The sequence below is a fragment of the Pseudomonas marginalis genome (genome assembly GCF_900105325.1).
GTDB classification, from domain to species: domain Bacteria; phylum Pseudomonadota; class Gammaproteobacteria; order Pseudomonadales; family Pseudomonadaceae; genus Aquipseudomonas; species Aquipseudomonas marginalis.
Genome location: NZ_FNSU01000003.1, coordinates 980,944 through 1,007,038, shown reverse-complemented (window position 1 = coordinate 1,007,038; position 26,095 = coordinate 980,944). Strand labels below are relative to the sequence as shown.

General features: G+C 62.1%; 21 protein-coding genes and 3 pseudogenes. 12 read left to right on the top strand and 12 right to left on the bottom strand.

Annotated elements, in window-relative coordinates; all coding sequences use genetic code 11:
- Window positions 1-54: 54 nt before the first annotated feature.
- Window positions 55-867 (top strand): annotated as a pseudogene (locus BLW22_RS35980) (cache domain-containing protein); the annotation flags it as partial.
- Window positions 868-903: 36 nt separating this feature from the next.
- Window positions 904-1,725 carry a methyl-accepting chemotaxis protein gene (locus BLW22_RS35975; protein WP_408013063.1) on the top strand — a complete coding sequence of 274 codons (822 nt, stop codon included), beginning with the start codon at window positions 904-906 and terminating at the stop codon, window positions 1,723-1,725.
- Between the two features lie 34 nt (window positions 1,726-1,759).
- Here the strand turns inward: BLW22_RS35975 and BLW22_RS13680 are convergent, their stop codons facing one another.
- A complete protein-coding gene (locus tag BLW22_RS13680) occupies window positions 1,760-3,085 on the bottom strand; it encodes an LLM class flavin-dependent oxidoreductase (protein WP_074846787.1) in 1,326 nt (441 codons plus the stop codon).
- A gap of 22 nt (window positions 3,086-3,107) precedes the next feature.
- Entirely contained in the window at window positions 3,108-4,064 is a 957-nt protein-coding gene (locus BLW22_RS13675; protein WP_065927559.1) for an ABC transporter substrate-binding protein, read from the bottom strand.
- A 301-nt stretch (window positions 4,065-4,365) separates the two neighbouring features.
- Between BLW22_RS13675 and BLW22_RS13670 the strand changes: the two genes are divergently transcribed.
- Both BLW22_RS13670 and BLW22_RS13665 read left to right on the top strand, forming a co-directional pair.
- Window positions 4,366-5,235: an isocitrate lyase/PEP mutase family protein gene (locus BLW22_RS13670; protein ID WP_065927560.1), complete on the top strand. Its 870-nt coding sequence runs from the start codon at window positions 4,366-4,368 to the stop codon at window positions 5,233-5,235.
- Window positions 5,236-5,611: 376 nt separating this feature from the next.
- Entirely contained in the window at window positions 5,612-6,934 is a 1,323-nt protein-coding gene (locus tag BLW22_RS13665) for an OprD family porin (RefSeq protein WP_074846786.1), read from the top strand.
- A gap of 52 nt (window positions 6,935-6,986) precedes the next feature.
- On the opposite strand, the pseudogene BLW22_RS35970 reads toward BLW22_RS13665, so the two are convergent.
- The 3 genes and pseudogenes from BLW22_RS35970 to BLW22_RS13655 form a co-directional block, all read right to left on the bottom strand.
- Window positions 6,987-7,463, bottom strand: a pseudogene (locus BLW22_RS35970) (methyl-accepting chemotaxis protein); the annotation flags it as partial.
- Window positions 7,464-7,574: 111 nt separating this feature from the next.
- Window positions 7,575-8,342: pseudogene (locus tag BLW22_RS35965) on the bottom strand (PAS domain-containing protein); the annotation flags it as partial.
- Window positions 8,343-8,466: 124 nt separating this feature from the next.
- Complete coding sequence (locus BLW22_RS13655) at window positions 8,467-8,955, bottom strand: winged helix-turn-helix transcriptional regulator (protein ID WP_065927563.1); 489 nt, start codon at window positions 8,953-8,955, stop codon at window positions 8,467-8,469.
- Window positions 8,956-9,062: 107 nt separating this feature from the next.
- Here BLW22_RS13655 and fabF point away from each other — a divergent pair, with 107 nt between their 5' ends.
- From fabF to BLW22_RS13640, 3 genes are all read left to right on the top strand, one after another.
- Window positions 9,063-10,331, top strand: a complete 1,269-nt coding sequence (gene fabF, locus BLW22_RS13650; protein ID WP_065927564.1) for a beta-ketoacyl-ACP synthase II — start codon at window positions 9,063-9,065, stop codon at window positions 10,329-10,331.
- Between the two features lie 72 nt (window positions 10,332-10,403).
- The gene (locus tag BLW22_RS13645) at window positions 10,404-10,784 is read left to right on the top strand and encodes a RidA family protein (RefSeq protein WP_027605818.1); all 381 of its coding nucleotides are present in this window, start codon (window positions 10,404-10,406) and stop codon (window positions 10,782-10,784) included.
- Window positions 10,785-10,854: 70 nt separating this feature from the next.
- A complete protein-coding gene (locus BLW22_RS13640) occupies window positions 10,855-12,834 on the top strand; it encodes a peptidase U32 family protein (RefSeq protein ID WP_074846785.1) in 1,980 nt (659 codons plus the stop codon).
- Here BLW22_RS13640 and BLW22_RS13635 read toward each other — a convergent pair.
- A complete protein-coding gene (locus tag BLW22_RS13635; protein ID WP_074846784.1) occupies window positions 12,812-13,714 on the bottom strand; it encodes a DMT family transporter in 903 nt (300 codons plus the stop codon). The two genes, BLW22_RS13640 and BLW22_RS13635, sit on opposite strands and share 23 nt — an antisense overlap.
- 109 nt (window positions 13,715-13,823) lie before the next feature.
- Here BLW22_RS13635 and BLW22_RS13630 point away from each other — a divergent pair, with 109 nt between their 5' ends.
- Window positions 13,824-14,267: an Lrp/AsnC family transcriptional regulator gene (locus BLW22_RS13630; protein ID WP_027605815.1), complete on the top strand. Its 444-nt coding sequence runs from the start codon at window positions 13,824-13,826 to the stop codon at window positions 14,265-14,267.
- 366 nt (window positions 14,268-14,633) lie between these two features.
- On the opposite strand, the gene xylB is transcribed toward BLW22_RS13630, so the two are convergent.
- The 6 genes from xylB to BLW22_RS13600 form a co-directional block, all read right to left on the bottom strand.
- Complete coding sequence (xylB, locus tag BLW22_RS13625; RefSeq protein WP_074846783.1) at window positions 14,634-16,094, bottom strand: xylulokinase; 1,461 nt, start codon at window positions 16,092-16,094, stop codon at window positions 14,634-14,636.
- Between the two features lie 16 nt (window positions 16,095-16,110).
- A complete protein-coding gene (locus BLW22_RS13620; protein ID WP_065947019.1) occupies window positions 16,111-17,103 on the bottom strand; it encodes a LacI family DNA-binding transcriptional regulator in 993 nt (330 codons plus the stop codon).
- Between the two features lie 21 nt (window positions 17,104-17,124).
- A complete protein-coding gene (locus tag BLW22_RS13615; protein ID WP_065927569.1) occupies window positions 17,125-18,057 on the bottom strand; it encodes an ABC transporter substrate-binding protein in 933 nt (310 codons plus the stop codon).
- Between the two features lie 34 nt (window positions 18,058-18,091).
- Window positions 18,092-19,069 (bottom strand): ABC transporter permease subunit, encoded by a 978-nt coding sequence (locus BLW22_RS13610; RefSeq protein ID WP_027605811.1) that lies wholly within the window; start codon window positions 19,067-19,069, stop codon window positions 18,092-18,094.
- Window positions 19,062-20,594, bottom strand: a complete 1,533-nt coding sequence (locus BLW22_RS13605) for a sugar ABC transporter ATP-binding protein (protein ID WP_065927571.1) — start codon at window positions 20,592-20,594, stop codon at window positions 19,062-19,064. The genes BLW22_RS13610 and BLW22_RS13605 overlap by 8 nt, the downstream gene beginning before the upstream one ends.
- A 211-nt stretch (window positions 20,595-20,805) precedes the next feature.
- Complete coding sequence (locus BLW22_RS13600; protein ID WP_074846782.1) at window positions 20,806-21,879, bottom strand: NAD(P)-dependent alcohol dehydrogenase; 1,074 nt, start codon at window positions 21,877-21,879, stop codon at window positions 20,806-20,808.
- 216 nt (window positions 21,880-22,095) lie between these two features.
- Between BLW22_RS13600 and BLW22_RS13595 the strand changes: the two genes are divergently transcribed.
- The 4 genes from BLW22_RS13595 to BLW22_RS13580 all read left to right on the top strand — a co-directional run bounded on the left by BLW22_RS13595 (window position 22,096) and on the right by BLW22_RS13580 (window position 26,092).
- Window positions 22,096-22,653, top strand: coding sequence for a GNAT family N-acetyltransferase (locus tag BLW22_RS13595; RefSeq protein WP_074846781.1), 558 nt, complete (start codon window positions 22,096-22,098; stop codon window positions 22,651-22,653).
- A gap of 464 nt (window positions 22,654-23,117) precedes the next feature.
- Entirely contained in the window at window positions 23,118-24,467 is a 1,350-nt protein-coding gene (locus BLW22_RS13590; protein ID WP_074846780.1) for a sensor histidine kinase, read from the top strand.
- A complete protein-coding gene (locus BLW22_RS13585) occupies window positions 24,452-24,838 on the top strand; it encodes a response regulator (RefSeq protein ID WP_074846779.1) in 387 nt (128 codons plus the stop codon). Before BLW22_RS13590 ends, BLW22_RS13585 begins: the two co-directional genes overlap by 16 nt.
- 9 nt (window positions 24,839-24,847) lie before the next feature.
- A complete protein-coding gene (locus BLW22_RS13580) occupies window positions 24,848-26,092 on the top strand; it encodes an EAL domain-containing response regulator (protein WP_065927574.1) in 1,245 nt (414 codons plus the stop codon).
- Window positions 26,093-26,095: the final 3 nt, after the last annotated feature.

The following is a 26,095-nucleotide window of genomic DNA, read 5'->3' as shown; positions in this document are numbered from 1 at the left end:
CGATCGCGGCCCTTGCGGCCGCTTTCCTACAGATTCAGGTGAGGAACCCCACGCATGCTGTTTAAAAACAAAGTACTGATGCTGGTGCTGACTCCGGTGGTGCTGTTGTCCACGGTGCTGGCGCTGACAACGAGCACCACCTTGCTGTCGAGCGCCGAGCAGGAAGTCACGGCGACCCGGAAACGCCTGCTGGATGAAAGCCGGGAACGCTTGAAAGACTACGCCAACCTTGCCCGAACCTCGGTAGCGGAGCTGTATGCGCAGGCCGAGACGGGGGACACCGCAACGCGTGCGCTGGCGATCGCGCGACTGTCGAAAATGAAGTATGGGGACGACGGCTATTTTATCGGTTACGACAGTCAGGTCGTGCGCCTGTTTCGTGGTGACAGCAGTGAAGGCGTCGGCACCAACATGAGTGACCGCAAAGACAAGAACGGGATTTACCTGAATCGGGAAATGGTTGCCGCAGCGAAGAACGACAGCCACTTCGTCAACTATTCGGGGGCCCTGATCAATACGGATAAAGTCGCTCCCAAGCTGGCTTACAGCTTTTACCTGCCAGCTTGGGACATGGTCGTGGTCACCGCGATCAATCTCGACCGAATCGAAAGCCAGGTTGCCCAAGTACGAGGGGAAATCCATCAGCGTGTGCGCAGCCTGGTCTACGGGATAACCGTCATTGCCTTGATTGCGCTCGGGATCACCGGTGTGCTCGCAGTGTTAATGGTTAAAAGCAGCCTGCGTCCCCTCTCGCGGATTCGCGAGCACCTTGATGAAATCGCAGCGGGCGAAGGCGATCTGACACGGCGCTTACCCATCGGCCGCGACGAGTTCGGCCAGGTGGCCGTGTCGTTCAATGCCTTCGCCGATAAGATTCATGGGCTGGTCGGCCAGATCGTCGGCATGGCCAGAGAATTGAATACATCCGTGACCCAGGTGGCCGAACAGAGCAAATGCATCGATCAGGTCATGGAACAGCAACGCCAGGAAACCGATCAAGTCGCTGCAGCAATCAATCAGATGTCATCTGCGGCGCAAGAGGTCGCCAACAGTGCCCAGAGCGCTTCAGAGGCAGCGGGCGAAACCGATGTGCAGGCCCAGCACGCCAGGCAGGTCGTCAATGAAAGCATCACCCGGTTGGGAAGCCTGACCGAGGACCTGTCCGCGGGAGGCGCCTCGCTGAAAAGCCTGCAAGGCGATGTAGCAGGCATTGTCACGGTGCTGGATGTAATCCGCTCGATCGCCGAGCAAACCAACCTTCTCGCACTCAACGCCGCGATCGAAGCCGCCCGGGCCGGGGATGCAGGTCGCGGATTTGCCGTGGTTGCCGACGAAGTACGCGCGCTGGCAAGCCGGACGCAACTCAGCACCCAGGAAATTCAAGCGATGATCGAGCGCCTTGACCAGGCCACCACCAAGGTCGTCACTGCAATGAGTCACTCCGGCGCAGCAGGTCATGGCGCCAGCCTGCACGCTGGACAAGCCGGGCAGTCGCTGGGCAAGGCGGTCGAGTTGATCGTTACCATCAACACCATGAACGCGCACATCGCCAGCGCCGCGCAAGAGCAGACGTCGGTTGCAGAGGCCATCAATCGCAGCGTCCACCAGATAGCCCGCGCGATTGAAAACGTCGCAGACCAGACCCAAAGCGGCGTACACACGGTCGATGAGCTGTACGCCATCGGTCATCGCCTGGAAGGCCTGTTGAGGCAATTCAAGATTTAACCACTGTGTTTTCTGTGCGCCGGGCGTTGAGGCACTAACTGCGGCGCTCAAAGCGCGGAATCGGCAACCCCAGGCTTTCGCGCAGGGTCGTCCCTTCATACGCTTTGCGATACACGCCACGGGCCTGTAATAACGGTATGACGTCTTGGGTAAAACGCTTGAATTGCTCGGGGTGCCCGATGTAGATGTTGAAGCCATCCACGGCGCGGGCCTCGAACCAGTCGGCCATTTTCTGCGCGACCGTGTCAGCAGTGCCCACGAATGCGCCGGGACGCAGTTGGCGACCAAACTCTACGGCCTGGCGCAACGTGAAACCTTTCTCGCGAGCCTGATCGGCAATCCGTTTGGCTGCGGTAAAAAAGCTGCTGCGCGCAGACTCGAGGCTTGCCTGGGGAAACGGCGCATCGAGGTCGTACTGGCTGAAATCATGCCAGCCAAAGTTACGTCCAAATTCCTTCAGTGCGAGTTCAAAGCTGTGGTCGACCTGATGGTAGTGCTGCTCGATTTCACGGGCGTGCTCATCCGTGTCGCCGACGTAAATTTCAGCGCCAGGCATGACCAGTATCTGCTCCGGGTCGCGCCCCCTTTGTGCTGCCCTGCCCTTTATATCGCGGTAGAAAGCCTGGCCCTGCTCGATACTGGCGGCATGGGTAAAGATCACATCGGCGGTGGCGGCACCCAGCTCGCGCCCCTGCGGCGAATCACCGGCCTGGAATATCACCGGCTGGCCTTGGGGTGAGCGTTGGATGTTCAGCGGGCCGACCACCGAAAAGTGCTCGCCCTGGTGATTCAGGCGATGCAGTTTGCTCGGGTCGAGAAACTGCCCGGTCGCCCGGTCGCGCACGAAGGCATCTTCCTCGTAGGAGTTCCACAAGCCCTGCACAACCTGGACGTGTTCAGCCGCTCGGCCGTAGCGCGTGTCGTAATCGTAGTGTTCGTCCCGGCTGTAGTTGCCTGCCGTGCCGGCATCGCCGCTGGTCACCACGTTCCATCCCGCACGACCTTTGCTGATCAGGTCCAGTGAAGCCAGGCGCCGCGCAACGTTGTAGGGCGAGTTGTAAGAGGTGGTCAGCGTACCGACCAAGCCTATTTGGCGTGTGCTCACAGCCAGTGCCGAGAGCAGCGTCAGCGGTTCCAGCCGATTCAGATAATGGGAGGGCGACCCCGGTGTGATGAACTGGCTGTCGACGATAAACATCAAGTCGAACAACGCCGCCTCGGCCTGACGCGCAATATCGATGTACCAATCGACGTTGACGCTGGCGTCGGCCGGTAATTGAGGATCGAGCCACAGGTTATGGCGACCCGGCCCGCCACTGCCCATCGTCAAGGCACCCAGTTTGAGCTGTCTGTTGGTCATGTCCAGAGTATTCCTTGACGCCTCACGGCTGGTTATCAGCGACGGCTGGCTGCAAGGACGCCGCGAATGACTGATCGAACAGATTGGCTGCCGGGTACGGTTTGACCAGCCCTTGGCCGGCAAAAAAGTCCACGGTTTTTTGCGCCTCTGCTGGCGACTGGGCAGTCACCGGCTCGACGGTGGTGCGCGCGCGGGCAAACCAGGCGCGCGCTATACCGGCGTCCGCACGCGTACGCCTGGCCCACGCATCGGCATAGGCGTCGGTGTTGGCCGGGGTTTGGCGAGCCCAGTCACGCGCCTTTTTCAGGCGCAGGAGAAAATCGCTGATCTGCACACGCTTGGCTTCGACGGCACGGGCGTTGGCTGCAATGAAGCTCTGGGCCGGAATCAATCCGTCAGCCGTCGCGAGCACCCGCGCACCTTGGCGTTCCTGCTGCGTAACGTAAGGTTCCCAGGTGGCGATAACGTCCACCGAACCACCTTCCAACGCATGGGAGGCGTCCAGCGCGCTGAGGTAGCGCAACTCCAGTGAGTCTCGTGGCACGCCGGCTTTATCCAGCGCAGTCAACAGCAGTTGCTGGCTCCAGGAGCCTTTCCAGATGGCCGCACGTTTGCCCGCGAGATCCGCAAGGCTCCTGATCGGCGAATCCTTTTTCACCAGAATGGCCACGCCGTCGAGATTTTGCCGACTGACCGCAATCACTTTGATGGGCGCGCCTAATGCGCCCAGGAACAGCACGGGCGCATCACCCAGCAAGCCAATGTCCAGGCTGCCGACGTTGAGTGCTTCGGCAACCGGCGACCCGGCAGTGAACTGCTTCCATTCAAGGGTATAGGGCAGGTTTTCAAGCACCCCCGCCGCTTCCATCGCGGCCTGGGCGTTGTAGCTTTGGTCGCCCACCACCAGTGTTTGCGCATTCGCGGTCAGGCACAGCAATACGGCCGCCAACCCGGCCGCCAGTCTCGTCAGGTAACGCACGTTCGTCTCCAGATGCCTTGTCAGGCCGTTCAAGTCGATCCGCGCGTACGGTCTCGATAGTGTTCACAGGAATAATCTGCCCACACCATAAGGACCGGATCGGCCGCTGTAAACTTCTTATAATGCATAACGTAATTCTATAATAATGCGAAATAAGCATTTTAAGGCCAGCATGCACCATCTGTTTCCAGCATACCCCATGCTCAAACGTCATAATCCCCGACCCGCCTGCATGGTAATCTCGCGCGACCACGAATAGACATAGATCGTCACGTGACGATGACCAGAGCCAGGAAAGAACATGCCCAAAAAATCTCATTCGACGCTGCGCCGCAACTTCCGCGAATTGCTGGCCAAGCCGAGCTGCGTTGAAACCGCTTCCGTATTCGACCCCATGTCCGCCCGTATCGCGGCAGACCTGGGGTTTGAGGTGGGTATCCTGGGAGGGTCAGTCGCGTCGTTGCAGGTATTGGCGGCGCCCGATTTTGCCTTGATCACGCTGAGTGAGTTCGTCGAGCAGGCCACCCGTATCGGCCGCGTCGCCCAGTTGCCTTTTATTGCCGATGCCGACCACGGTTACGGCAATGCACTCAACGTGATGCGCACCGTCGAAGAGCTTGAGCGCGCCGGCGTCGCGGCATTGACGATTGAAGACACGCTGCTGCCTGCACAATTCGGGCGTAAATCCACCGACCTGATTTCCATCCAGGAAGGCATCGGCAAGGTCCGCGCCGCCCTGGAAGCCCGTGTCGATCCTGAACTGTCGATCATCGCCCGGACCAACGCCGGCGTGTTGTCCACCGAAGCGGTGATCGAGCGCACCCGGGCTTATCAGAAAGCCGGTGCCGACGGCATCTGCATGGTGGGTGTCAGCGACTTCGAGCACCTGGAGAAGATCGCGGAAAACCTCACCGTGCCGCTGATGCTGGTGACCTACGGCAATCCCAAGCTCAACGACGCCCAGCGCTTGGCGGATTTGGGCGTGCGCGTGGTGGTTGCCGGCCATGGCGCGTACTTTGCGGCGATCAAGGCTACTTACGACAGCCTCCGTGCCCAGCGCCAGCTGACCCACAGCACCTCGAACCTCAGTGCGACGGAACTGACCCATACCTACACGCTGCCTGAAAGTTACGTGGCGTGGGCCAAGGAGTTCATGGACGTGGAAGAGTAATAACTGCGTGGAGTAAGGGGCCAATTACTCCAGCGCCCTCGCCCTTGTTAGTTCAACTTAAAAACTCCCCATGGAAAAAAATCCGCCGTAGCAACTACGGCGGCAACCAAAGGGTATTGTCGAAGCAGAGCGGCTAAGACAGTCCCCACGCTACACCTCCCGCCGATTAAAAATAGTGAAGTTTAATTAATCGAGTTTCATCCCCGGCACACCTGCAGGCCGCGCAAAATCTGCCTGGAGTCAGCTTCGGCAAACCCGTCGAAGACAATAAGAAACCGTAACGCCTCACTTTAAAATTCTGCCCATACAAGCGTGTACGCCTGCCAGACAGTGCGGCGTTTCTGTGCGCGTTCATTATTCCGGGGAAGTTAATAACATGATTAAACAGTGGAGCCTGTTGGCGCTGGCGGTGTGCGCCAGTATCAGCCCCGTGGCGTTTGCCGAGTCCGTCACGGACCAGGCCGATGCCAAGGGTTTTATCGACGGCAGCAGCGTCACCGGCTTGTTGCGCAACTATTACTTCGACCGCGACCGTGCGAGCGGCAAGGCCGACAACCGCGACTGGGCCCAGGGCGCCATGCTCAACTACGCCTCGGGCTTCACCCAGGGCACCCTCGGCTTTGGCGTGGATGCCTACGCCTACGGCGCGCTGAAACTCGACGCTACCCACGCGGACGCCGGCACCGGCGACCTGCCGACCGATCGGCACGGCGATCCCGAGAATGCCTACGGTTCCGTCGGTGCTGCGGTGAAACTCAAAATTTCCAAGACCCAGTTGAAGTTCGGTGACATGCAGCCCACCGCGCCGGTCTTCGCCACCGGCGGCACCCGCCTGCTGCCGCAAACCGCCACCGGCTTTGATCTCACCAGCAGCGAAATCAGCGGACTGGACCTGGAAGCCGGGCACTTCACCAGCACCAACAGCGGCATGACCAGCAACCATGACCACGATATTTACGCCACCTACGCCAACGTGGCGGCCAACAGCGCGAGCTTTGTCGGCGGCAAATACACCTTCACCCCGTCACTGAGCGCGACACTGTATGTCGGCGAACTGGAAGACATCTGGCGCCAGTACTACACCAACCTCAACTACGTCATCGCCCTTCCCCATGACCAATCCCTGGCCCTGGACGGCAACCTGTACCGCACCCTCGACACCGGCGCCGCCAAGGCCGGCGCGATCAACAACACCACCTACTCGGTGGCGGCGGCCTATTCGTTCCTGCAGGCGCACACGCTGACGCTGTCGTTCCAGAAGGTGCACGGCGACACGCCCTTTGACTACATCGGCACCGGTAACAACGGCGCGGGTGAAGGTGGCGATTCGGTGTTCCTGGCCAACTCGGTGCAGTGGGGCGACTTCAACGGGCCGGGCGAGCAGTCGTGGGGGATTCGTTATGACTTGAACATGGCCAGTTATGGCGTGCCGGGGTTGAGTTTCATGAGCCGTTATATCAACGGTTCGGACATCAACGGCACCCACACCCCGGTCAACAGCGCCTATGCCGGCGATTACGGTGCCGACGGCGCCCATCACGAGACGGACGTGGAGGCCAAATATGTGATCCAGAGTGGCCCGGCAAAAAACCTGTCGTTGCGCGTGCGTGATGCCATCGTGGCGTCCAACGCCGACCAGCGCGATGGTGACTTGAATGAGCTACGGGTGATCGTCGACTACCCGTTCACCTTGCTGTAAAGGGAGCCTTGTCAGGAGAGGGAATGGCTCCCTCTCCACGCCTAAAACGCGATCAGCCTACCCAGCCGACGGCAGTTTTCGGAATCACTTCCGACTCATCCAGTTTCGACGCAAACATACTCACAGCCTGCACCGCATCACTGGTGCTGGTGCGAATCTGCAAAATCACCGAACCCGCCTGGTCCGCCAGGTTCACACCGCGTTGCGCGCCCTCTTGGGTGGAGCTCATGCTGGCCACCGCGTCGCGGGTTTCCGACAGGATCATGCCAATCATCTCGGCGATTTCCGCGGTAGAGCGGCTGGTACGCCCCGCCAACTGCCTGACCTCATCGGCCACCACGGCAAAACCACGCCCTTGGTCGCCCGCACGGGCAGCCTCGATGGCCGCGTTGAGGGCCAACAGGTTGGTTTGGTCGGCGATGCCTCGAATGGTATTGACGATGGCGGTAATTTGCTCGGAGCGCTCGCCCAATTGCCCGACCAGACGCGCCGATGCGCCGATGTTCTCGGCGATCCGGCGCATCTCTGTCGCCGTATCCTGGATCACCTGGGTACCGTGCTCGGCAAACCGCTCGGTCTCGGAGGAAATATGGTAGGCCCGGGAGGCGCCGCGTGAGTCTTCCTCGAACTTTTCCACGCGTTCAGTGATGTCACTGGCAAACTTGACGATCTTGATCAGCGTGCCGTCGCCGTCGTAGACCGGGTTGTAACTGGCCTCCAGCCACGCGACACGGCCATGCTTGCCTAGACGTTTGAATTGCCCGGTGAAAAATTCACCGTTGTTCAAGCGTCGCCAGAAGTCGGTGTACTCGCTGCTGTTGATCAGGCTGGGTTCGCAAAACAGGCGGTGGTGCTTGCCTTTGATTTCGGCCAGCGTATAGCCCATGACGTGCAGAAAGTTCTCGTTGGCGTCCAGCACCTGACCGTTCAAGTCGAACTCGATCACTGCCATGGCCCGATCCACTGCGGCCAGTTTGCTGCGGGTCGCCGCCTCCTGTTCGACTTTGGCGGTGACATCCAGGGCGTACTTGACCACTTTCAGCACTTGGCCACGCTCATCCAGCACCGGGTTGTAGCTGGCTTCCAACCAGACCGTCTTGCCGTGGGCATCCACGCGCTTGAAGGTGCCCGACACGAACTTACCGGCCTTGAGTTCCCCCCAGAACTGGCTGTAGGCCGGGCTGTTGGTCAGCGCCGGCAAGCAAAAGTCCCGGTGGGATTTGCTCGCCAACTGGTCGCGGCTGTAGCCCAGGGTTTTCAGGAAATTATCATTGGCACGCAGGACCTTGCCGTTGAGGTCGAATTCGACTACCGCCATGGAGCGTTCCAGGGCGCTGATCAGTCCTTTGTACTCGGTGACTTCGGCCGTCCTGGCCGCCAGTTCGGTTTTGAGTGTTGTATTGAACATGACGAGCCCTCAGCCGTGCGGAAAAACCTGTGTCTTGACTCGCTATCGGCTGGGAAATACGCGACTTTAAGGGGCGCAGCAGGATTATTTTCTGGCGTCAAATTATTGCTTGAGCCCGCAGGATTCAAGGCTTTGCGGCAAGCGAAGCCAAGCGCTCCCGCATACCGGTACTGGCCGCCGGGCCGGCCTGCAACACACAGTCCTCCAACGGCACGATGTGTCCCTCTGCACTCGCCAACATCGGCTGCACCGGCCGCCCCGTGTCCCGCTCGACCAACTCGACACTGGTGCCTTCTTCGGCGTAATGCCGGTTGCCCCACGCCACCAGCGACATCAGCACCATGCGGAAATCCTCGCCCTTGGCGGTCGGCACATATTCATAGCGCGGCGGCCGCTCACTGTAGGCCCTGCGCTCCAGCATCCCCGCCTCCACCAACGCTGTCAGGCGGCGCGTGAGCATGTTCGGCGCAATGCCCAGGCTGCGCGAAAACTCATCGAAGCGGCGCAACCCCTGCAACGCGTCGCGCATGATCAGGATGCTCCACCACTCCCCTACCCGTTCGAGGCTGCGGGCGATGGGGCATTCGTCGCGGGTCAGGGACTTGCGTTGCATAAAGGTTCCTAGGGGCCGGTGCAAAGTTGTGTGACGCCATGTTACTTTCATCATGATAGTGACGTCCATAGAGTCTGAACCCTCAATGCAACCGGAGTCGATTGATCATGAGTAAACGTATCGTTGTGACAGGCATGGGTGCGCTGACACCGTTGGGCGCTGACGTGGAGTCAACCTGGAAACGCCTGTTGAACGGGCAGTCGGGCATTCGTCGCCTGCCTGAAGAACTGATCGGCGACCTGGCTATCAGCATCGGCGGCCAAGTGCAGAGCGTGCTGCAGGACCCCGAAGCCGGGTTCGATCCTGATCGCCTGCTGGCCGCAAAAGAGCAGCGCAAGATGGACCGTTTCATCCTGTTCGCCCTGGCGGCGGCCGACGAAGCCCTGAAGCAGGCCGGCTGGGCCCCGAACACCGTGCAGCAGCAGGAACGCACCGCCACCATCATCGCCTCGGGCGTCGGCGGTTTTCCGGCCATCGCCGAGGCGGTACGTACCACCGACAGCAAGGGGCCGCGACGCTTGTCGCCGTTCACCATTCCATCGTTCCTGAGCAACATGGCCGCCGGGCATGTGTCGATCAACTATGGCTTGAAAGGCCCGCTGGGAGCGCCGGTCACGGCCTGTGCGGCGGGGGTGCAGGCGATTGGCGACGCTGCGCGGATGATCCGTGCCGGTGAAGTGGACGTGGCGGTGTGCGGTGGCGCCGAAGCGGCGATCCACCGCGTCAGCCTGGGCGGCTTTGCGGCGGCGCGGGCGTTGTCCAGCGACTTCAACGACGCCCCCGAGCGCGCCTCGCGCCCGTTCGATCAGGCGCGTGACGGCTTTGTCATGGGCGAAGGCGCCGGCATCCTGGTCATCGAGGAACTGCAACACGCCCTTGCACGCGGTGCCCAGCCGATTGCCGAGCTGGTGGGCTATGGCACCAGTGCCGATGCCTACCACATGACCGCCGGCCCGGAAGACGGCGACGGTGCGCGCCGGGCGATGACGCAGGCGTTGCGTCAGGCGGGGATCGAGGCGTCCGCGGTGCAGTACCTGAATGCCCACGCCACCTCGACGCCGGTGGGCGACAAAGGCGAATTGGCAGCCATCAGGACCGTATTCGGTGTCGGTGGCCACCTGGCGATCAGCTCGACCAAGTCCGCCACCGGCCATTTGCTGGGCGCCGCGGGCGGCATTGAGGCGATCTTCACCGTACTTGCCCTGCGCGATCAGGTCGCACCGGTGACCCTCAACCTGGAACACCCGGATGACCTGGCCGAGGGCCTGGACATGGTGCGCGGTGACGCGCGGCCGATGGCGATTGAATACGCGCTGTCCAACGGCTTCGGGTTTGGTGGCGTGAATGCCAGCGTGTTGTTCCGCCGCTGGGTATAAGCCAGCGGTTTGCCCCTGGGATTGTTTTCGGGGACCATGGCGCCTTTCCGTTACTGCCAACCAGAGGCGCCCATGGCCAACCACGACCTGTCCTACACCCCCGATCCGGATGCCGACTCGATTTCTTCCGACGTTGTCGGTTTCAACGGCATCCTGGTCTCCACCCAGATCCCTACGCGCGCCGACGGCAGCCTGGAACTGGGCGATATCACCCTGCAAAGCGAATGTACCCTGCAAGCGCTGAAAGTCGCACTGGAAAAGGCCGGCAGCTCCATGGACCGGGTCATGCACCTGACCATTTATCTGACCGATATGGCCGACCGCGCCGCCTTCAATGAGGTCTACAAACGCTTTTTTGCCAAGCCCTGGCCCGTGCGTGCGGCGGTTGGCGTGGCTGCGCTGGCGGTAGACGGCATGCGTGTGGAAGTCACCGCGATGGCCGCTCAAGCCTGAAGTAATGCCGGTCAGGCATTTCACAGCTACAATGCGCGCCTCAACCGTGACAAGCCTGACTAAAAAAACTATGTCCTTGCCCAAGCATCACCTGGAATTGCTCAGCCCTGCCCGCGATGTCGCCATCGCGCGCGAGGCCATCCTGCATGGCGCCGACGCCATCTACATTGGCGGCCCGAGCTTCGGCGCGCGCCATAACGCGTGCAACGAGGTGAGCGATATCGCCCAACTGGTGGAATTCGCCCGTCGTTACCACGCCCGCGTGTTCACGACTATCAACACCATCCTGCATGACAACGAACTCGAAGCCGCGCGCAAGCTGATCCATCAGCTCTACGACGCCGGTGTCGACGCGCTGATCGTGCAGGACCTGGGCGTGATGGAACTGGATATCCCGCCCATCGAACTGCACGCCAGTACCCAGACCGATATTCGTACCCTGGGCCGCGCCAAGTTCCTCGACCAGGCCGGGTTCTCGCAGTTGGTGTTGGCCCGCGAGCTGAACCTGCAGGAAATCCGCGCCATCGCCGACGAGACCGATGCCGCCATCGAGTTCTTTATCCACGGCGCCCTGTGCGTGGCGTTCTCCGGGCAGTGCAATATCTCCCACGCGCAAAATGGCCGCAGCGCCAACCGTGGCGACTGCTCCCAGGCGTGCCGCCTGCCGTATACCTTGAAAGACGACCAGGGCCGCGTCGTGGCCTTTGAAAAGCACCTGCTGTCGATGAAAGACAACAACCAGAGCGCCAACCTGCGCGCGCTGGTGGAAGCCGGCGTGCGTTCGTTCAAGATCGAAGGCCGCTACAAGGACATGGGCTATGTGAAGAACATCACCGCCTATTACCGCCAGCGCCTCGACGAAATCCTCGAAGACCGTCCGGACCTCGCCCGCGCGTCCAGCGGCCGTACCGCGCACTTCTTCCTGCCCGACCCGGAGAAAACCTTCCACCGCGGCAGCACCGACTACTTTGTCAGCGACCGCAAGATCGACATCGGCGCCTTCGACACCCCGACCTTCACCGGTTTGCCGGTGGGTATGGTGGAAAAAGCCGGCAAGCGTGACCTGCAAGTGATCACCCATGAGCCGCTGTCCAACGGCGACGGCCTCAATGTGCTGGTCAAGCGCGAAGTGGTGGGTTTCCGCGCCAACATCGCCGAGCCCAAAGGCGAGTTCGAGGAGGACGGCGAGAAGCGCTACCGCTACCGCGTCGAGCCGAATGAAATGCCGGCCGGCCTGCATCAGTTGCGCCCGAACCACCCGCTGAACCGCAACCTCGACCACAACTGGCAGCAGGCGTTGCTCAAGACTTCGGCCGAACGCCGTATCGGCCTGTCATGGGTCGCGCGTTTGCGTGAAGAGCAGTTGGACGTCACCGCGACCAGCGAAGAAGGCATCTGCGCCAGCGTCACCCTGCCCGGCCCGTTCGGCGTGGCCAACAAGCCGGAACAGGCGCTGGACACCCTGCGCGACCTGCTTGGCCAACTCGGTACCACCGAGTATCACGCCACCCGTATCGAACTGGATGCACCGCAGGCGTTCTTCATTCCCAACTCGCAGCTCAAGGCATTGCGCCGCGAAGTGATCGAAGCGTTGACCGCCGCCCGTGTTGCCGCCCACCCCCGTGGCGGGCGCAAGGCCGAGACCACGCCGCCGCCGGTGTACCCGGAAGCGCACCTGTCGTTCCTGGCCAACGTCTACAACCAGAAAGCCCGCGACTTCTACCACCGTCACGGGGTGAAGCTGATCGACGCAGCCTTTGAAGCCCATGAAGAGAAAGGCGAAGTGCCGGTGATGATCACCAAGCACTGCCTGCGTTTCTCCTTCAACCTGTGCCCTAAACAGGCCAAGGGGGTGACAGGGGTGAAGACCAAGGTCGCACCGATGCAGTTGATTCACGGCGATGAAGTGCTGACGTTGAAGTTCGACTGCAAACCCTGCGAGATGCACGTGGTTGGCAAGATCAAGGGGCATATCCTTGGGTTGCCACAGCCGGGCAGTGTGGTGGAGCATTTCAACCCGGAAAATATCATCTTTCAGGGCACGCACTGACCCTGTGGGAGCGGGGCCACCACCAGCCCCGCTGCGACCCCGCCGCCGCCAGCAGGATCGCCGCCACCCCCAGCCATTGCAGCCAACCCAGGCGATGCCCGAAGGCAATCCAATCGACGAAGATCGCCGCAATCGGGTAGATAAACGACAGTGCGCCGGTGATGGCGGTGGGCAGTTTCTGGATCGCGCCATACAGCAACACGTACATCAAGCCGGTGTGCACCACGCCGAGCGTGACCAATGCCGCCCAGGCGTTGGTGGTGGCAGGCAAGCTGTTCCAAGGCACCAAGGGCGCCAGTAACACTGCGCCGGTGGTCACCTGGATCAACGCCATCAAATGCGGTGGTACGTCCTTCAAACGCTTGATGATCAGTGCGGCAATCGCGTACAGCAATGCCGCGCCCAGTGCCAGGGCAATGCCTGCAAGGTAATCGTCGCCGGTTGGCTGATTACCATGGGCCGTGACAATCGCCAGCATTCCCAGGAACGCCAGGCTCAGCCACGCCAGTTTCTGCACGGTGATCTTTTCCCCGAGGAACAGCGCCGCCAGCATCACCAACATGAACGGCTGCACGTTGTACACCGCGGTGCTGATGGCGATGGACGCCCGGGAATAGGACTCGAACAGCAGCAACCAGTTGCCGACAATTGCCACGCCACTGAGCATCGCCAGGCCGGACGTGGCCCAACTGAGCAGGTCCAGGCGAAGGTAGCCGAGCAACGCGCACACCAGCAACAGGGTCAGGCCGCCGATCACGCAGCGCCAGAACACCACTTCGAGCACCGACACGCCGGACACCAGCACAAACCAGCCGATGGTGCCCGAGATCAGCATGGCGGCGATCATTTCCCACGAACCGCGACGGATGGATGAACCCATGATTGATGCTCCTCAAGTGAGGCTCAATTATGGCAATCTGCTTGTGCGCGGCTCCAGTGACTAAAAAAGGCAAAATCCCGCAATCACCTTTTCTTATTAGGCGAACACCATGATTGACACGATCGACCAGCAACTGATCGCCGCTTTGATGGATGACTCGCGGTTATCCCTCAAGGCCCTGGCGGGCATCACCGGGCTGTCCTCGCCCAGTGTGGGCGAACGCCTGCGCCGCCTGGAAGAACGCGGCGTGCTGACCCACTACACCGTCGACATCGACCCCAGGCACTTCGGCTACCTGCTGCAAGCCATCGTGCGCATCCGCCCCCTGCCCGGCAAATTGCAGGAGGTGGAGCGGCAGATCCAGGCGATCCCGGAGTTCACCGAATGCGACAAGGTCACCGGCGAAGACTGCTTTATCGCACGCCTGCATGTGCGCACCATGGACCATCTCGACAGCCTGCTGGATCGGATCAATGCCTATGCCGAAACCAACACCGCCATCGTCAAGAAAACCCCGGTGAAGCGACGTTTGCCGCCGCTGACCAACGACTGAACCGTAACACACCGATTCCTGTGGAGAGTGGGCCTGGTGTGGCGAGCAGGCTTCCTGTAGCAGGCGGGCTTGTTGTGGTGAGGTGGCAAGCAGGCTTGTTGTGGTGAGCGGGCTTGCTGTGGTGAGCGGGCTTGCCCCGCGCTGGGGCGCGAAGCGGCCCCTAAACCTGACTACTCACTATGCCTGGATAAACGCGGTGCCTTTATTGGGGCTGCTTCGCAGCCCAGCGCGGGGCAAGCCCGCTCACCACAACAAGCTCACTCACCACAACAAGCCCGCTCACCACAACAAGCTCACTCACCACAGCAAGCCCGTTCCCCACACAACAGGCCCGCTCACCATAACGGGCCCGCTCGCCACAGGAGCCTAGTCGTGAAGGGCCTTGGCGGCGGGCAGCAAACTTTGAAACTTGCGATAACGCGCCGCCAACACCGGCTGCTGCTTCAGGTCAGGTGTGTACCGGGCTTTGACCGGCATCCCCGCCGCGAGCAGCTCCGCCCCCTGCCCCATCGCCACAAACCCGAGCTTTGCCGCGCCAATACACGCGCTCAATTCACTGCCCTGCAAGGTGAAGATTTCCCGCTGCAGGATATTCGCCAGCAGCTGCGCCCAGTACTCACTGCGCGCACCGCCACCCACCAGGGCGCAGGCTCCCACGTCGGCGCCGGTCGATTGCACCGCGCGCAACGCATCGAGCAAACCGAAACCCACCCCTTCCATCACCGCATAGCCCAGCATCGCCGGTGTGCAGTCGTGGCCCAGGTTCATGAAGCCGCCGCGCAGCAAAGGATCGTTGTGGGGTGTGCGTTCGCCGGCCAGGTACGGCAGGAACAACGGTGTCCCCAAAGGCACGTGCTGCTCAATCGGCAATTGCGCCTGCACCTGCTCCAGCAACGTTTGCTCATCGGCCATACCCGTCAGCCGTGTGACCCAGCGCAGGCAACTGGCGCCGGCGAGCATGGCGCCCATGGTGTACCAGCGGTTGGGCAGCGCGTGGCAGAAGCTGTGCACTGCACTGGCCGGGTTGCCTGCAGCGTGATCGGTGATCGCAACAATGGCCGCGCTGGTGCCAAGGGTAATAAAGCCATCACCGGCGTTGACCGCGCCGATGCCGACCGCCGCCACAGGGTTGTCACCGCCACCGCCGGCAATCACCACCTCAGCTGACAGGCCCAGTCCCGTGGCCGTCAACAACGCGCTCGCCGCACCACCCTCAACCAGCCTGGGCAATTGCCCGGGCGTAAGGCCTGTAGCGCGAACCATCGGGGTAAACCATGCCCGCCGCGCCACATCCAGCCACAACGTACCCGCCGCGTCGGACATCTCGCTGATGCGCTCGCCACTCAAACGCAAGCGCAGGTAATCCTTAGGCGACAGCACGCAATCAATCGCCTGGAACACCTCGGGCTCATGCCGTTGCAGCCACAGCAGTTTCGGCGCGGTCAGCCCGGCCATCGGCAGGCTGCCGGTGACGTCGGCGAAGCCGGGCCCCAGCTGTTCGGCTTCGGCCATTGCACGGGAGTCGTCCCACAGGATCGCCGGGTACAACACGCGGTTGTCCGCCCCCAGCAACACCGCGCCGTGCATCTGCCCCGACAGGCCGATACAGGCCACGCGGGTAAACGCCTCGTGTCCGCGAAGTTGCGCCAACGCCTGCAAGCAGGCTTGCCACCAGTCTTCCGGCGCCTGTTCAGACCAGCCGCTGTGCCGGCGCGACACGCTCAAGCGCACGCCGGCATGGGCCAGCACCGCGCCCGTGGCGTCCATGAGGATGGCTTTGAGTTCCGACGTGCCCAGGTCAATGCCCAGGGAAACAGGACTGTTCATGCGTGTGTTATTCCCATCAATGACAGCCACAGGAGTTACGTAACTGCAGGGTCGGTGCCAGGCGCACGCTCTGGGGCGCTGCGTCAGGCGACGCCATGCGTTGCAGCAACAGGTCGACCGCGCGGGCGCCAAGGGCCTTGACCGGCTGTGCGATCAGGCTCAAGCGCGGCACGAAAAAATCCGCCCAGTCAAAATCATCAAACCCCACCAGGGCCATTTGTCTCGGCACTTCAAGCTGCGCGTCACGCAAGGCGTGCATCGCGCCGAGGGTCATCAGGTTATTGCCGGCCATGATCGCCGTGGGTGGCGAAGCCAGGCCCAGCAACTGCGCCGTAGCCTGGCGCGCCGGTTCGGTGTTGGAGCCACCGTTGACCAGCAACTGCGGATCGAAGGCCAGCCCCGCCGCGTGCAACGCCGCGCAGTAACCCGCCACCCGCTCATCTGTGGTGCTGAACCCCGTGCGCCCGGCGATAAAACCGATGCGGCGGTGCCCGTGCCCGATCAGGTGCTCAATCAGGGCCTGGGTGGCCTGGGCATTCTCGACCCCGACCTGGTCAAACTGCTCGCTCATCATGCGGTCCACCAACACCGCCGGAATCTCGTTGGCGCGCATGTACTCCAGGGCCATCGAACCGTTCGAAGGCGCCAGCACAATACCGTCGACCCGCCGGTGATGCAGCGCCGTGACGACCCGCAGCTCCTGCTCCGGGTCGTCGTGGGTGTCGACAAACAGCATCATGTAGCCGTGCTTGGCGCACTCGGTTTCAATCGCGTGCACCGTCTCGCTGAAGTAATGGTTGGACAGCGCCGAAATCGCTACGCCAATCGTGTTGGTACTCGACCGCGCCAGCGAGCGTGCCAGGGTGTTGGGGATATACCCCAGCGCCTGGATCGCCCGCTGCACCGCCAGCACCGTGGCCGGGCTGACCTTGCGGGTGCCGTTCAACACGTGTGACACGGTCGACGTCGACACCCCCGCCCTGCTTGCCACGTCATCCATGGTCACCACGACGCTGTTCCTCTCAGGCTATCAGTGTTTACTCGACCAGCCGCTGTACGTACCGACGTTGTCGCGGGTGATCAGTTTTGGCGTGAGCAGGGTCACCGCTTCGGCCGGAGCTTTGTCATTGAGCAGGTCATTGCCGACATTCACCGCCGTCTGCGCCATGGCCCATGGGTCCTGGCTGGCTGACGCCTGGATCTGGGTGTCGGTCTTCAACGCGTTCTCGATATCCGGCGCGCCGTCCACCGAGGTGATGATGATGCCGCTGCGCTTGAGCTGCTTGGCCGCCAGGTCGCTGCCGATGGCCTGGGGGTCGTTGATCGCAAACAGGCCGTCGATTTTCGGGAAGCGCGTGAGGTAGCCTTGCATCACGTTCAGGCCGCCTTCGCGGGAGCCTTTGCCGTCCTGGTCGTCGGACAGCACCTTGATGTCCGGCGCGCCGGCCAATGCGGCTTTACAGCCTTTGACGCGGTCGGTCACGGCGGTGACTTGCGGGCCGTTCTGGATAATCACGTTGCCCTTGCCGGCAAGCTTGTCCACCAGGTATTGGCAGGCCAGTTTGCCGGCTTCGACGTTGTCGGTCTGCACGGTGGCATTCACACCCTTGGCGTCCACATCCACCGCCACCACGACGATGCCGGCATCCCGGGCTTTCTTGATCGCCGAGGCCATGGCCGAAGGGTCGACGGCGTTGATCAGAATCAGGTCGACCTTGGACGAGATAAAGTTATCGATCTGCGAGAACTGCTTGCTCAAGTCGTAGTCGGCGGACACCGAGGTGACCTTGACGTTGGGGTTCAGCTCCTTGGCCCGGGCCGTGGCGCCATCGGCCAGGGTCACGAAATACGGGTTGCCGAGCGAGCCCATGCTGATGCCCAGGGCCTTGAGTTCGCGGGCCTCTGCGGCTTGGGACATCAGGGCAGCCAAGGCAATGACGGGAAACATGCGTTGAAGGTTCATGCGGGTCTCTCTTGTGATTGTTATGGGAGTGAAATCAGGTCCGTGCACCGGACTGGCGGTAGCGATCCAGCGCGACCGCGCCGATGATCACAATGCCCTTGATGATGTATTGCCAGATGTCCGACACCCCCAGCAGCACCAGGCCGTTGGTGAGCACCGCGATAATCAGCGCGCCGATCAGCGTGCCGCCGATGGTGCCGACGCCGCCGGTAAAGCTGGTGCCGCCGAGGATCACCGCGGCAATCGCATCCAGCTCGTAGGATTGCCCCAGTTGCAGGCCGTTGGCGGCGAACAGGCGCGAGGCGCTCATCACCGCACCCAGACCGGCCAAGGCGCCGGACATGGCGTAGACGAACAGCAGCACCTTCCACACCTTGATCCCGGAGAGTCGCGCCGCTTCGGGGTTGCCGCCCACCGAATAGATCTGTACGCCCATCACCGTGCGGCGCAGGATGAACCACGACAGCGCCACCACCGCCACGGCGATCACCACCAGCCAGGGCACGCCGAGGATCGAGTCGTTGCCGATAAAGGCAAACGGCAGGTCGGGGTTGAACACGGTCTTGTCATCCGCCAGCAGACGCGCCAGGCCGCGCATGGCGGTGAGTGCGCCAAGGGTGACGATAAACGGCGGCAGGCGCATGAAGGCAATCAACCCACCGTTGACCAGGCCCAGCAGCAGGCCGAAGCCGATACCGGCCGCAATCCCGAACATGCCGAACTGCGGCGACATCGACGCCTGCAGCGCCACCACGGCCGACGCCGCCAGGATCGCGCCCACCGACAGGTCGATCCCCGCCGTGAGGATCACAAAGGTCATGCCCGCCGCCAGCACCACGTTGACCGAGGCCTGCTGGGTGATGATCGACAGGTTTTGCATGGTCAGGAAGTTCTCGCTGGCCAGGGCGAAGCCCACCAGCAACAAAATCAGCACCGGCAACATACCGACCGTGCGCATCAGTTCGCGGGCACGTTCGGCCTTGCCTGTTGTTGCAATCATCGAATCAGCCATGGGCAACCACCTGATCGCCACCAGTGGCGAGGTCAATAATACGTTCCTGGGAGATGACGTGACCGGAGGCCCCGCCGACTTCGGCCACCAACTGGCCTTCGCGCATGATCAGCACCCGGTCGCAGGTGCCGATGATTTCCGGCAGCTCGCTGGAGATCACCACGATGCCCACGCCGGCCTGCGCCAGTTGATTGATGATGCGGTAGATCTCGGATTTGGAGCCGATGTCCACGCCGCGTGTGGGTTCGTCGAGGATCAGCACGTGGGGCTTGACCTCCAGCAGCCGCGCCAGCAAGACCTTCTGCTGGTTGCCGCCGGACAGCGTGCCGACATTGACCTTGCCCGACGCCACGCGAATCGACAGTGACTTGATCGCGTCATTCGAGCGTTGCGCGGCGTGAGCCCGGTCAAGCACGCCACCGGCACGGGCATCCGGCACGCAGGCGCAGACGTTGATGTTGTCGGCCACGCTCATGTCCAGGAACAGGCCCTGGGCCTTGCGGTCTTCGGTGAGGTACACCACGCCGGCACGAATCGCATCCGCCGGGTTGCGCAGTTGGGTCACGGTCTTGCCCACCACTTCCAGGGTGCCGCTGGTGCGCGGATCGGCGGCGAAGATCAGCCGCGCCAACTCGGTGCGCCCTGCCCCGACCAGCCCCGCGATACCCAGCACTTCACCGGCATGCAGGTCGAAACTGCAATTACGCACGCGCTTGCCATCGGCCATGTCACGCACGCGCATCACCACCGCACCGGGGTCGTAGGCGGCGTGTTCCTTCTTGTAGAAACCGGACAGATCGCGGCCCACCATCATCTTCACGAGGACTTCGGCCGACAGCGCGTCGCGGCTCAGTTCGCCGATGTATTGGCCGTCGCGCAGCACCGAGACACGGTCCGACAGTTCATAGATCTCGGCCATGCGATGACTGATGTAGATGATCGCCAGGCCCTGGCTGCGCAATTGCTTGATCAGCGCAAACAGGCGGTCGGTCTCGCGCGACGACAGCGGCGTGGTCGGTTCGTCCATCACCAGGATCCTGGCATGGGCGTGCAAGGCCCGGGCGATTTCCACCAGCTGACGCTCGGCAATCGACAGGCTGCTGACCTGGGTGGCCGGGGTGAATTCGGCGCCCAGACGCTGCAGCACTTCGACGCAACCGGCTTGCATGCCCTTGCGGTCGATGGTCCAGCCACGGCGCAGTTCGCGGCCCAGGTAGATGTTCTCGGCCACGCTCAGGTTCGGGCACAGGCTCAATTCCTGGTAGATCACGGCGATGCCGAGGGCTTTGGCGGTGGCGGGGGTAAAGGTGGCGACGGCCTGGCCGGCCATGCGGATTTCACCGCCGGGATCGGCCTGGTAAGCGCCGGAGAGGATTTTCATCAGGGTCGATTTGCCGGCGCCGTTCTCCCCCATCAAGGCGTGGATTTCGCCGGGGTAGACCTTCAGGCCGACATTCTTGAGCACGCGCAAACCGTTGAAGGTTTTGCTGATGCCCTGCATCTCAAGCAAGGGTTCAAGGCTCATCAATGAGCTCCTGGTTTTATTATTTTTATCGTTCAGCCCTCTTTGATCAGAGCCGATTGCCACCGACTCTAATCAGATACATTTACTTACGCAAGCGCTTGCGCAGCCCGTTTGTCGCTAGAAGAAACGTTTCACCAAGCGCATAAAGTGCAATTTTGGCATTTCTAACGTTTTGGCAGCCTGCGCACCAGGGTGTTCTGCGCGCAGGCTTTCAAGGCGTAATCGCGACTTTCATCACCCCATCGCGCTGATGGGCAAACAGTTCGTAGGCCGCCTCGATGTCGTCGAGCTTGAAGCGGTGGGTCACCAGCGGCGACAGGTCCACCCCGCCGCTGGCGACCACCGCCATCAAGCGACGCATGCGTTCCTTGCCGCCGGGGCACAGGGTCGAGACGATGCTGTAATCCCCCAGGCCTGCGCCAAACGCGTCATAGGGGATGCGCAGGTCGCTGGAGTACACCCCAAGGCTGGACAAGCGGCCACCGGGACGCAGCACGCGCAAGGCCGATTCGAAGGTGCCTTGGGTGCCCAACGCCTCGATCGCCACATCCACGCCACGCCCGTGGGTCAGGGCCATGATCTGCTCGACCACGTTGCCTTGCTTGAAGTCGACGATATGGGTCGCGCCCAGGCCACGGGCGACGCCCATGCGTTCGCTGACGCCGTCGACCCCAATGATCATCGACGCGCCTTTGAGCCGTGCCCCCGCCACCGCGCACAAGCCGATCGGCCCGAGGGCAAACACCGCCACGGTGTCGCCAATATTGACCTCACCACGCTCGGCACCGGAAAAGCCGGTGGACATGATGTCCGGGCACATCAGCACCTGCTCGTCACTCAGGCCATCGGGGATCGGGCACAGGTTGGCCAGCGCATCGGGTACCAGCACGTATTCGGCCTGGCAGCCGTCGAGGGTGTTGCCGAATTTCCAGCCGCCGGCGGCACGGAAACCATGGCGGGTGTCGGGGCCGTCCTGGGCGCCGCAGCCGCACAGGCACGCATAGCTCTGCCCGCTGGGCGTGATCGCGCCGGCGATCACCCGTTGCCCTTCGACGAAGCCGCGCACCTGGGAGCCCAGCCGCTCGATGACGCCCACCGGCTCATGGCCCACCGTCAGCCCTTTGGCCACCGGGTACTCACCGCGCAGGATATGCACGTCGGTGCCGCAGATGGTCGTGGTGGTGATCCGCACCAGGGCGTCCAGCGGGCCGACTTCGGGGATCGGTTTGTCCTCGAGGACGATGCGGTTTTTCTCAACGAAGACAGCGGCTCTCATGGTTGCCATGGTGTGACCTCCTGCTGGGCATGTGGGGTGGGACCAGACTGCGCCGCGACGGCGGGCCGAACGTTGATCATGGTCAACCCTTTGCCGATGCACATGACCGAACGTCGCCTGCCCTGCCCGGCGGCCAGGCGTCTTGATGCAGATCAATGGCGCCCCTGCCCCCAGGGGCATGATCGAAAGGCACTGTTGCCCGATGCTGACCGCCAGGAGCCCACCATGCCTACCCTCGAAGCACGCAACCAGCAGGCCGCCCTCGCCTACGCAGCGCAACCGAGACCCCACTGGATCGATCAGCTCGACGATGGCCGTCATGTGCTGGTGCGCCCCCTCGGCGCCGACGACCGTGAACGGGAATACACGTTCATCAAGGGCCTGTCCCGTGAATCTCGGCACGCGCGCTTCCTGGGCGAAATCAACGAGCCCGGCAAGACCCTGATGGACCAATTGATGGATGTCGATAACCAGCAACGCCTGGCCTTTATCGCCCTGGTGCACGACAACGGCCAGTTGATCGAAATCGGCGTGGCCCGCTATGCAGAGGCCAGGACGGATGAATGCGAATGCGCGGTCACCGTGGCCGATGCCTGGCAGCACCTGGGCCTGGGGCGCCTTTTGATGCAGCACCTGATGACGGCGGCCCGCGCCAATGGCTTCAAACGCATGTACACGGTCGACGCGGCAACCAATGCGCCGTTGCGCGAGTTGAACCAGGCCTTGGGATTCCACAGCGTCATCGACCCGGATGACCATGGGTATCTACACAACTTCCAGTGAATACGGAATCTATGGCAATTAGGCTTCTGTGGTGAGCGGGCTTGCCCCGCGCTGGGCTGCGAAGCAGCCCCAAAACCTTCACCTCGATTGATTCTGGCACTCTGCGGTGACCTTATTGGGGCCGCTTCGCAGCCCAGCGCGGGCGGTGCGACGATTCGACAAGCCCGCTCACCACAGAGTTATGTGTCAGCCTTTAAGAGTTGTGTAGATACCTATGCCCGGATGACAGCACCCAGGTCATCAGCAGCGTGATGCTCTAAGCCGCGCCGCCCGGTAACAGGGCGGCCCGCCGCCCTGTGTCGGCGTACACTCGTTTGAGTGTATCCATACCGTAGTGCGGGCGGTATCTGCTATTGTCCGGGGACCTCATCTCCTCCTCATCGCGTCCACGCGATTTTCTGTGAGCATGCTCTGCGGCCCTGTCATCGACACGGCCGGGCCTGACCTGCCTGGAAAACACCGCCATGGACAAACCCGTCACTGGACCACCGCTTGAAGCCCAATCACGGGCTGAAAAAATCGTCGAATTCAAACGCCAGAAAAACCTGCTGAAAACCGGTGCCCTGCAAGACGCAATCTTCAACAGCGCCTACTTCTCCAGCATCGCCACCGATGAAAAGGGCGTGATCCAGATCTTCAATGTCGGCGCCGAACGCATGCTCGGCTATGCCGCCGACGATGTCCTCAACCGCATTACCCCCGCCGACATCTCCGACCCCGCCGAACTGATCACCCGCGCCGCCGCCCTCAGCCTGGAGCTGGACACGCCGATCACGCCGGGCTTCGAAGCGCTGGTGTTCAAGGCGTCCCGCGGCATCGAGGATATTTACGAGCTGACCTATATTCGCAAGGACGGCAGCCGCCTGTCGGCCATGGTCTCGGTGACGGCGCTGCGCAACCGGCATGACACCATCATCGGCTATCTGCTGATCGGCACCGACAACACCGCACGCAAACACGAAGAAGCCGAACGCAAGGGCTTTGAGCGCGCGCTGGAGGAAAAGAACCTGGAGCTGGAACATGCCAGCCATATGAAGTCCGAGTTCCTCGCCACCATGTCCCACGAATTGCGCACACCATTGAATGCGGTGATCGGTTTTTCCGAGGCGTTGAAGGACGGGCTGGTGGGCGACATGAGTGAGACCCAGCGCGAATACATCGGCGACATCTTCACCAGCGGCCAGCACCTGTTGTCGCTGATCAACGACATTCTCGACCTGTCCAAGGTCGAAGCCGGGATGATGGACCTGGAGCTGGAAGCCGTGGAGCTGGAGGGCCTGCTGTCCAACAGCCTGTTGATCGTGCGCGAAAAAGCCGCCCTGCAACGCATCCAGTTGAAGCTCGAAAGCCAGGGCGACTTCGGCACACTGGCCCTGGACCTGCGCAAGACCAAGCAGATCATCTACAACTTGCTGGCCAATGCGGTGAAATTCAGCGCCCACGGCAGTACCGTGACCCTGGCGGTGCGCCAAGTGGCCCGCGCACAGGTCGGGCGAGTGCCCGGCGATTGGCCGATGCACGGGTTTGCCCTGCAACCCAGCGCCCACCAGCAGTTCCTCGAATTGAGCGTCAGCGACACCGGTATCGGTATTGCCGAGGACGACATGGGCAAGCTGTTCAAGGCCTTCAGCCAGATCGACAGCAGCCTGGCGCGCAAATTCGAAGGCACTGGCCTGGGCTTGGCGATGGTCAAGCAACTGGTCGACCTGCACGGTGGCAGTGTTGCGGTGGCCAGCCGTGAAGGCCAGGGCGCCCGGTTTGTGGTGTGGCTGCCACTCCACCGCGGCACGGAGGCGCAATGGCCCATATCCTGATCGTCGAAGACAACCAGGCCAATATGCGCCTGGCCCGACTGCTGTTGGTCAACGCCGGCCACACGGTGGTGTGGGCCGCCGACGCCGAGAGCGGGCTGACCCTGGCCCGTGAAGCCCAACCGGCGCTGATCCTGATGGATATCCAATTGCCGGGCATGGACGGCCTGGCCGCTACCGCGCTGCTCAAGCAGGACCCGTACACTGCCCATATCCCGGTGATTGCCCTCACCGCCATGGCCATGAAGGAAGACCGTGAAAAGACCCGGTTGGCCGGTTGCGATGCCTACATCAGCAAGCCGCTGCGCTACAAAGAGCTGTACCAGGTGATCGACACGCTGTTGCAACACCCCCCCCTCTCACCCCTCAGATGAGTCCTCTCCATGGCCAGCCAACCCGCAACGCTGTTGATCGTTGATGACGAACCCCAGGTTCGCAAGCTGCTGGAAACCCTGTTGCAACACGAGGGCTACCAGACCCTCACGGCGGCCAGCGGCGAAGAAGCCTTGCAACTGGTGGCCAAACAGCCGCCCGATCTGATCCTGCTGGACATCATGATGCCGGGCATGGACGGCTACGAAGTCGCCAGCCAGCTCAAGGGCGACGCAGCCACGGCGAGTATTCCGATCATCATGCTGTCGGCCCTCAGCGAGTCAAGTGCACGGGTCAGTGGCCTGGAAACCGGTGCCGAAGAGTTCATCAGCAAGCCGGTGGAACGGGTCGAGTTGTGGCTGCGGGTGCGCAACCTGCTGCGGCTCAAGAGCCATGGCGATCAACTCAAGCGCCATAGTCAGTTGCTTGAGCAGCAACTGCGCCAACATGCCGGTGACAGCACGCGCATGAACGTGCACGACCTGGCCCGCCAGGACCTGGAAAACGCCCTGCGCCAGGCCGTGGAGCACGATGAGTTCACCCTGCACTACCAGCCAAAAGTCGCTTTGGCCGACGGGCAGATCTGCGCCCTGGAGGCACTGCTGCGTTGGGAGCGCCCAGGCTACGGTGCGGTATCGCCGGCGGTGTTCGTGCCCGTCCTGGAAAGCCTGGGTTTGATCGTGGAGGTAGGGCGCTGGGTGATCCGCAGCGTGTGCCAGCAGATTGCGACGTGGCAGCGCAGCGCGATTGGCGCCGTCGAGGTGTCGGTGAACGTCTCCGGCCATCAGTTGATCGAGGGCGACCTGATTGCCGATATCGCGCGTATTCTCACTGAGACCGGCGTCGAACCCCATTGGCTGGAAGTGGAACTGACCGAAGGCTCGCTGATGGAGAATACCCAGCACACCATCGCCAGCCTGCAACGCCTGCACGCCATGGGCGTGAAGATCTCCATTGACGACTTCGGCACCGGCTATTCGAGCCTGGCCTACCTGCGACGCTTCCCCATCGACACGCTGAAGATCGACATTGCGTTTATCCGCGAGGTCACCAGCAACCCCCAGGATGCCGCGATCACCCGTACCATTATCGAGTTGGCCCATAGCCTGAACCTGCGGGTGGTGGCCGAAGGTGTGGAAACCCAGGCGCAATTGGCGTTCCTCAAGGAGGCCGGCTGCGATCAGATCCAGGGCTACCTGTTCAGCCGGCCGCTGCCTACTGAAGACCTGGAGCGCCTGCTGATCAATCGCCAATGAATT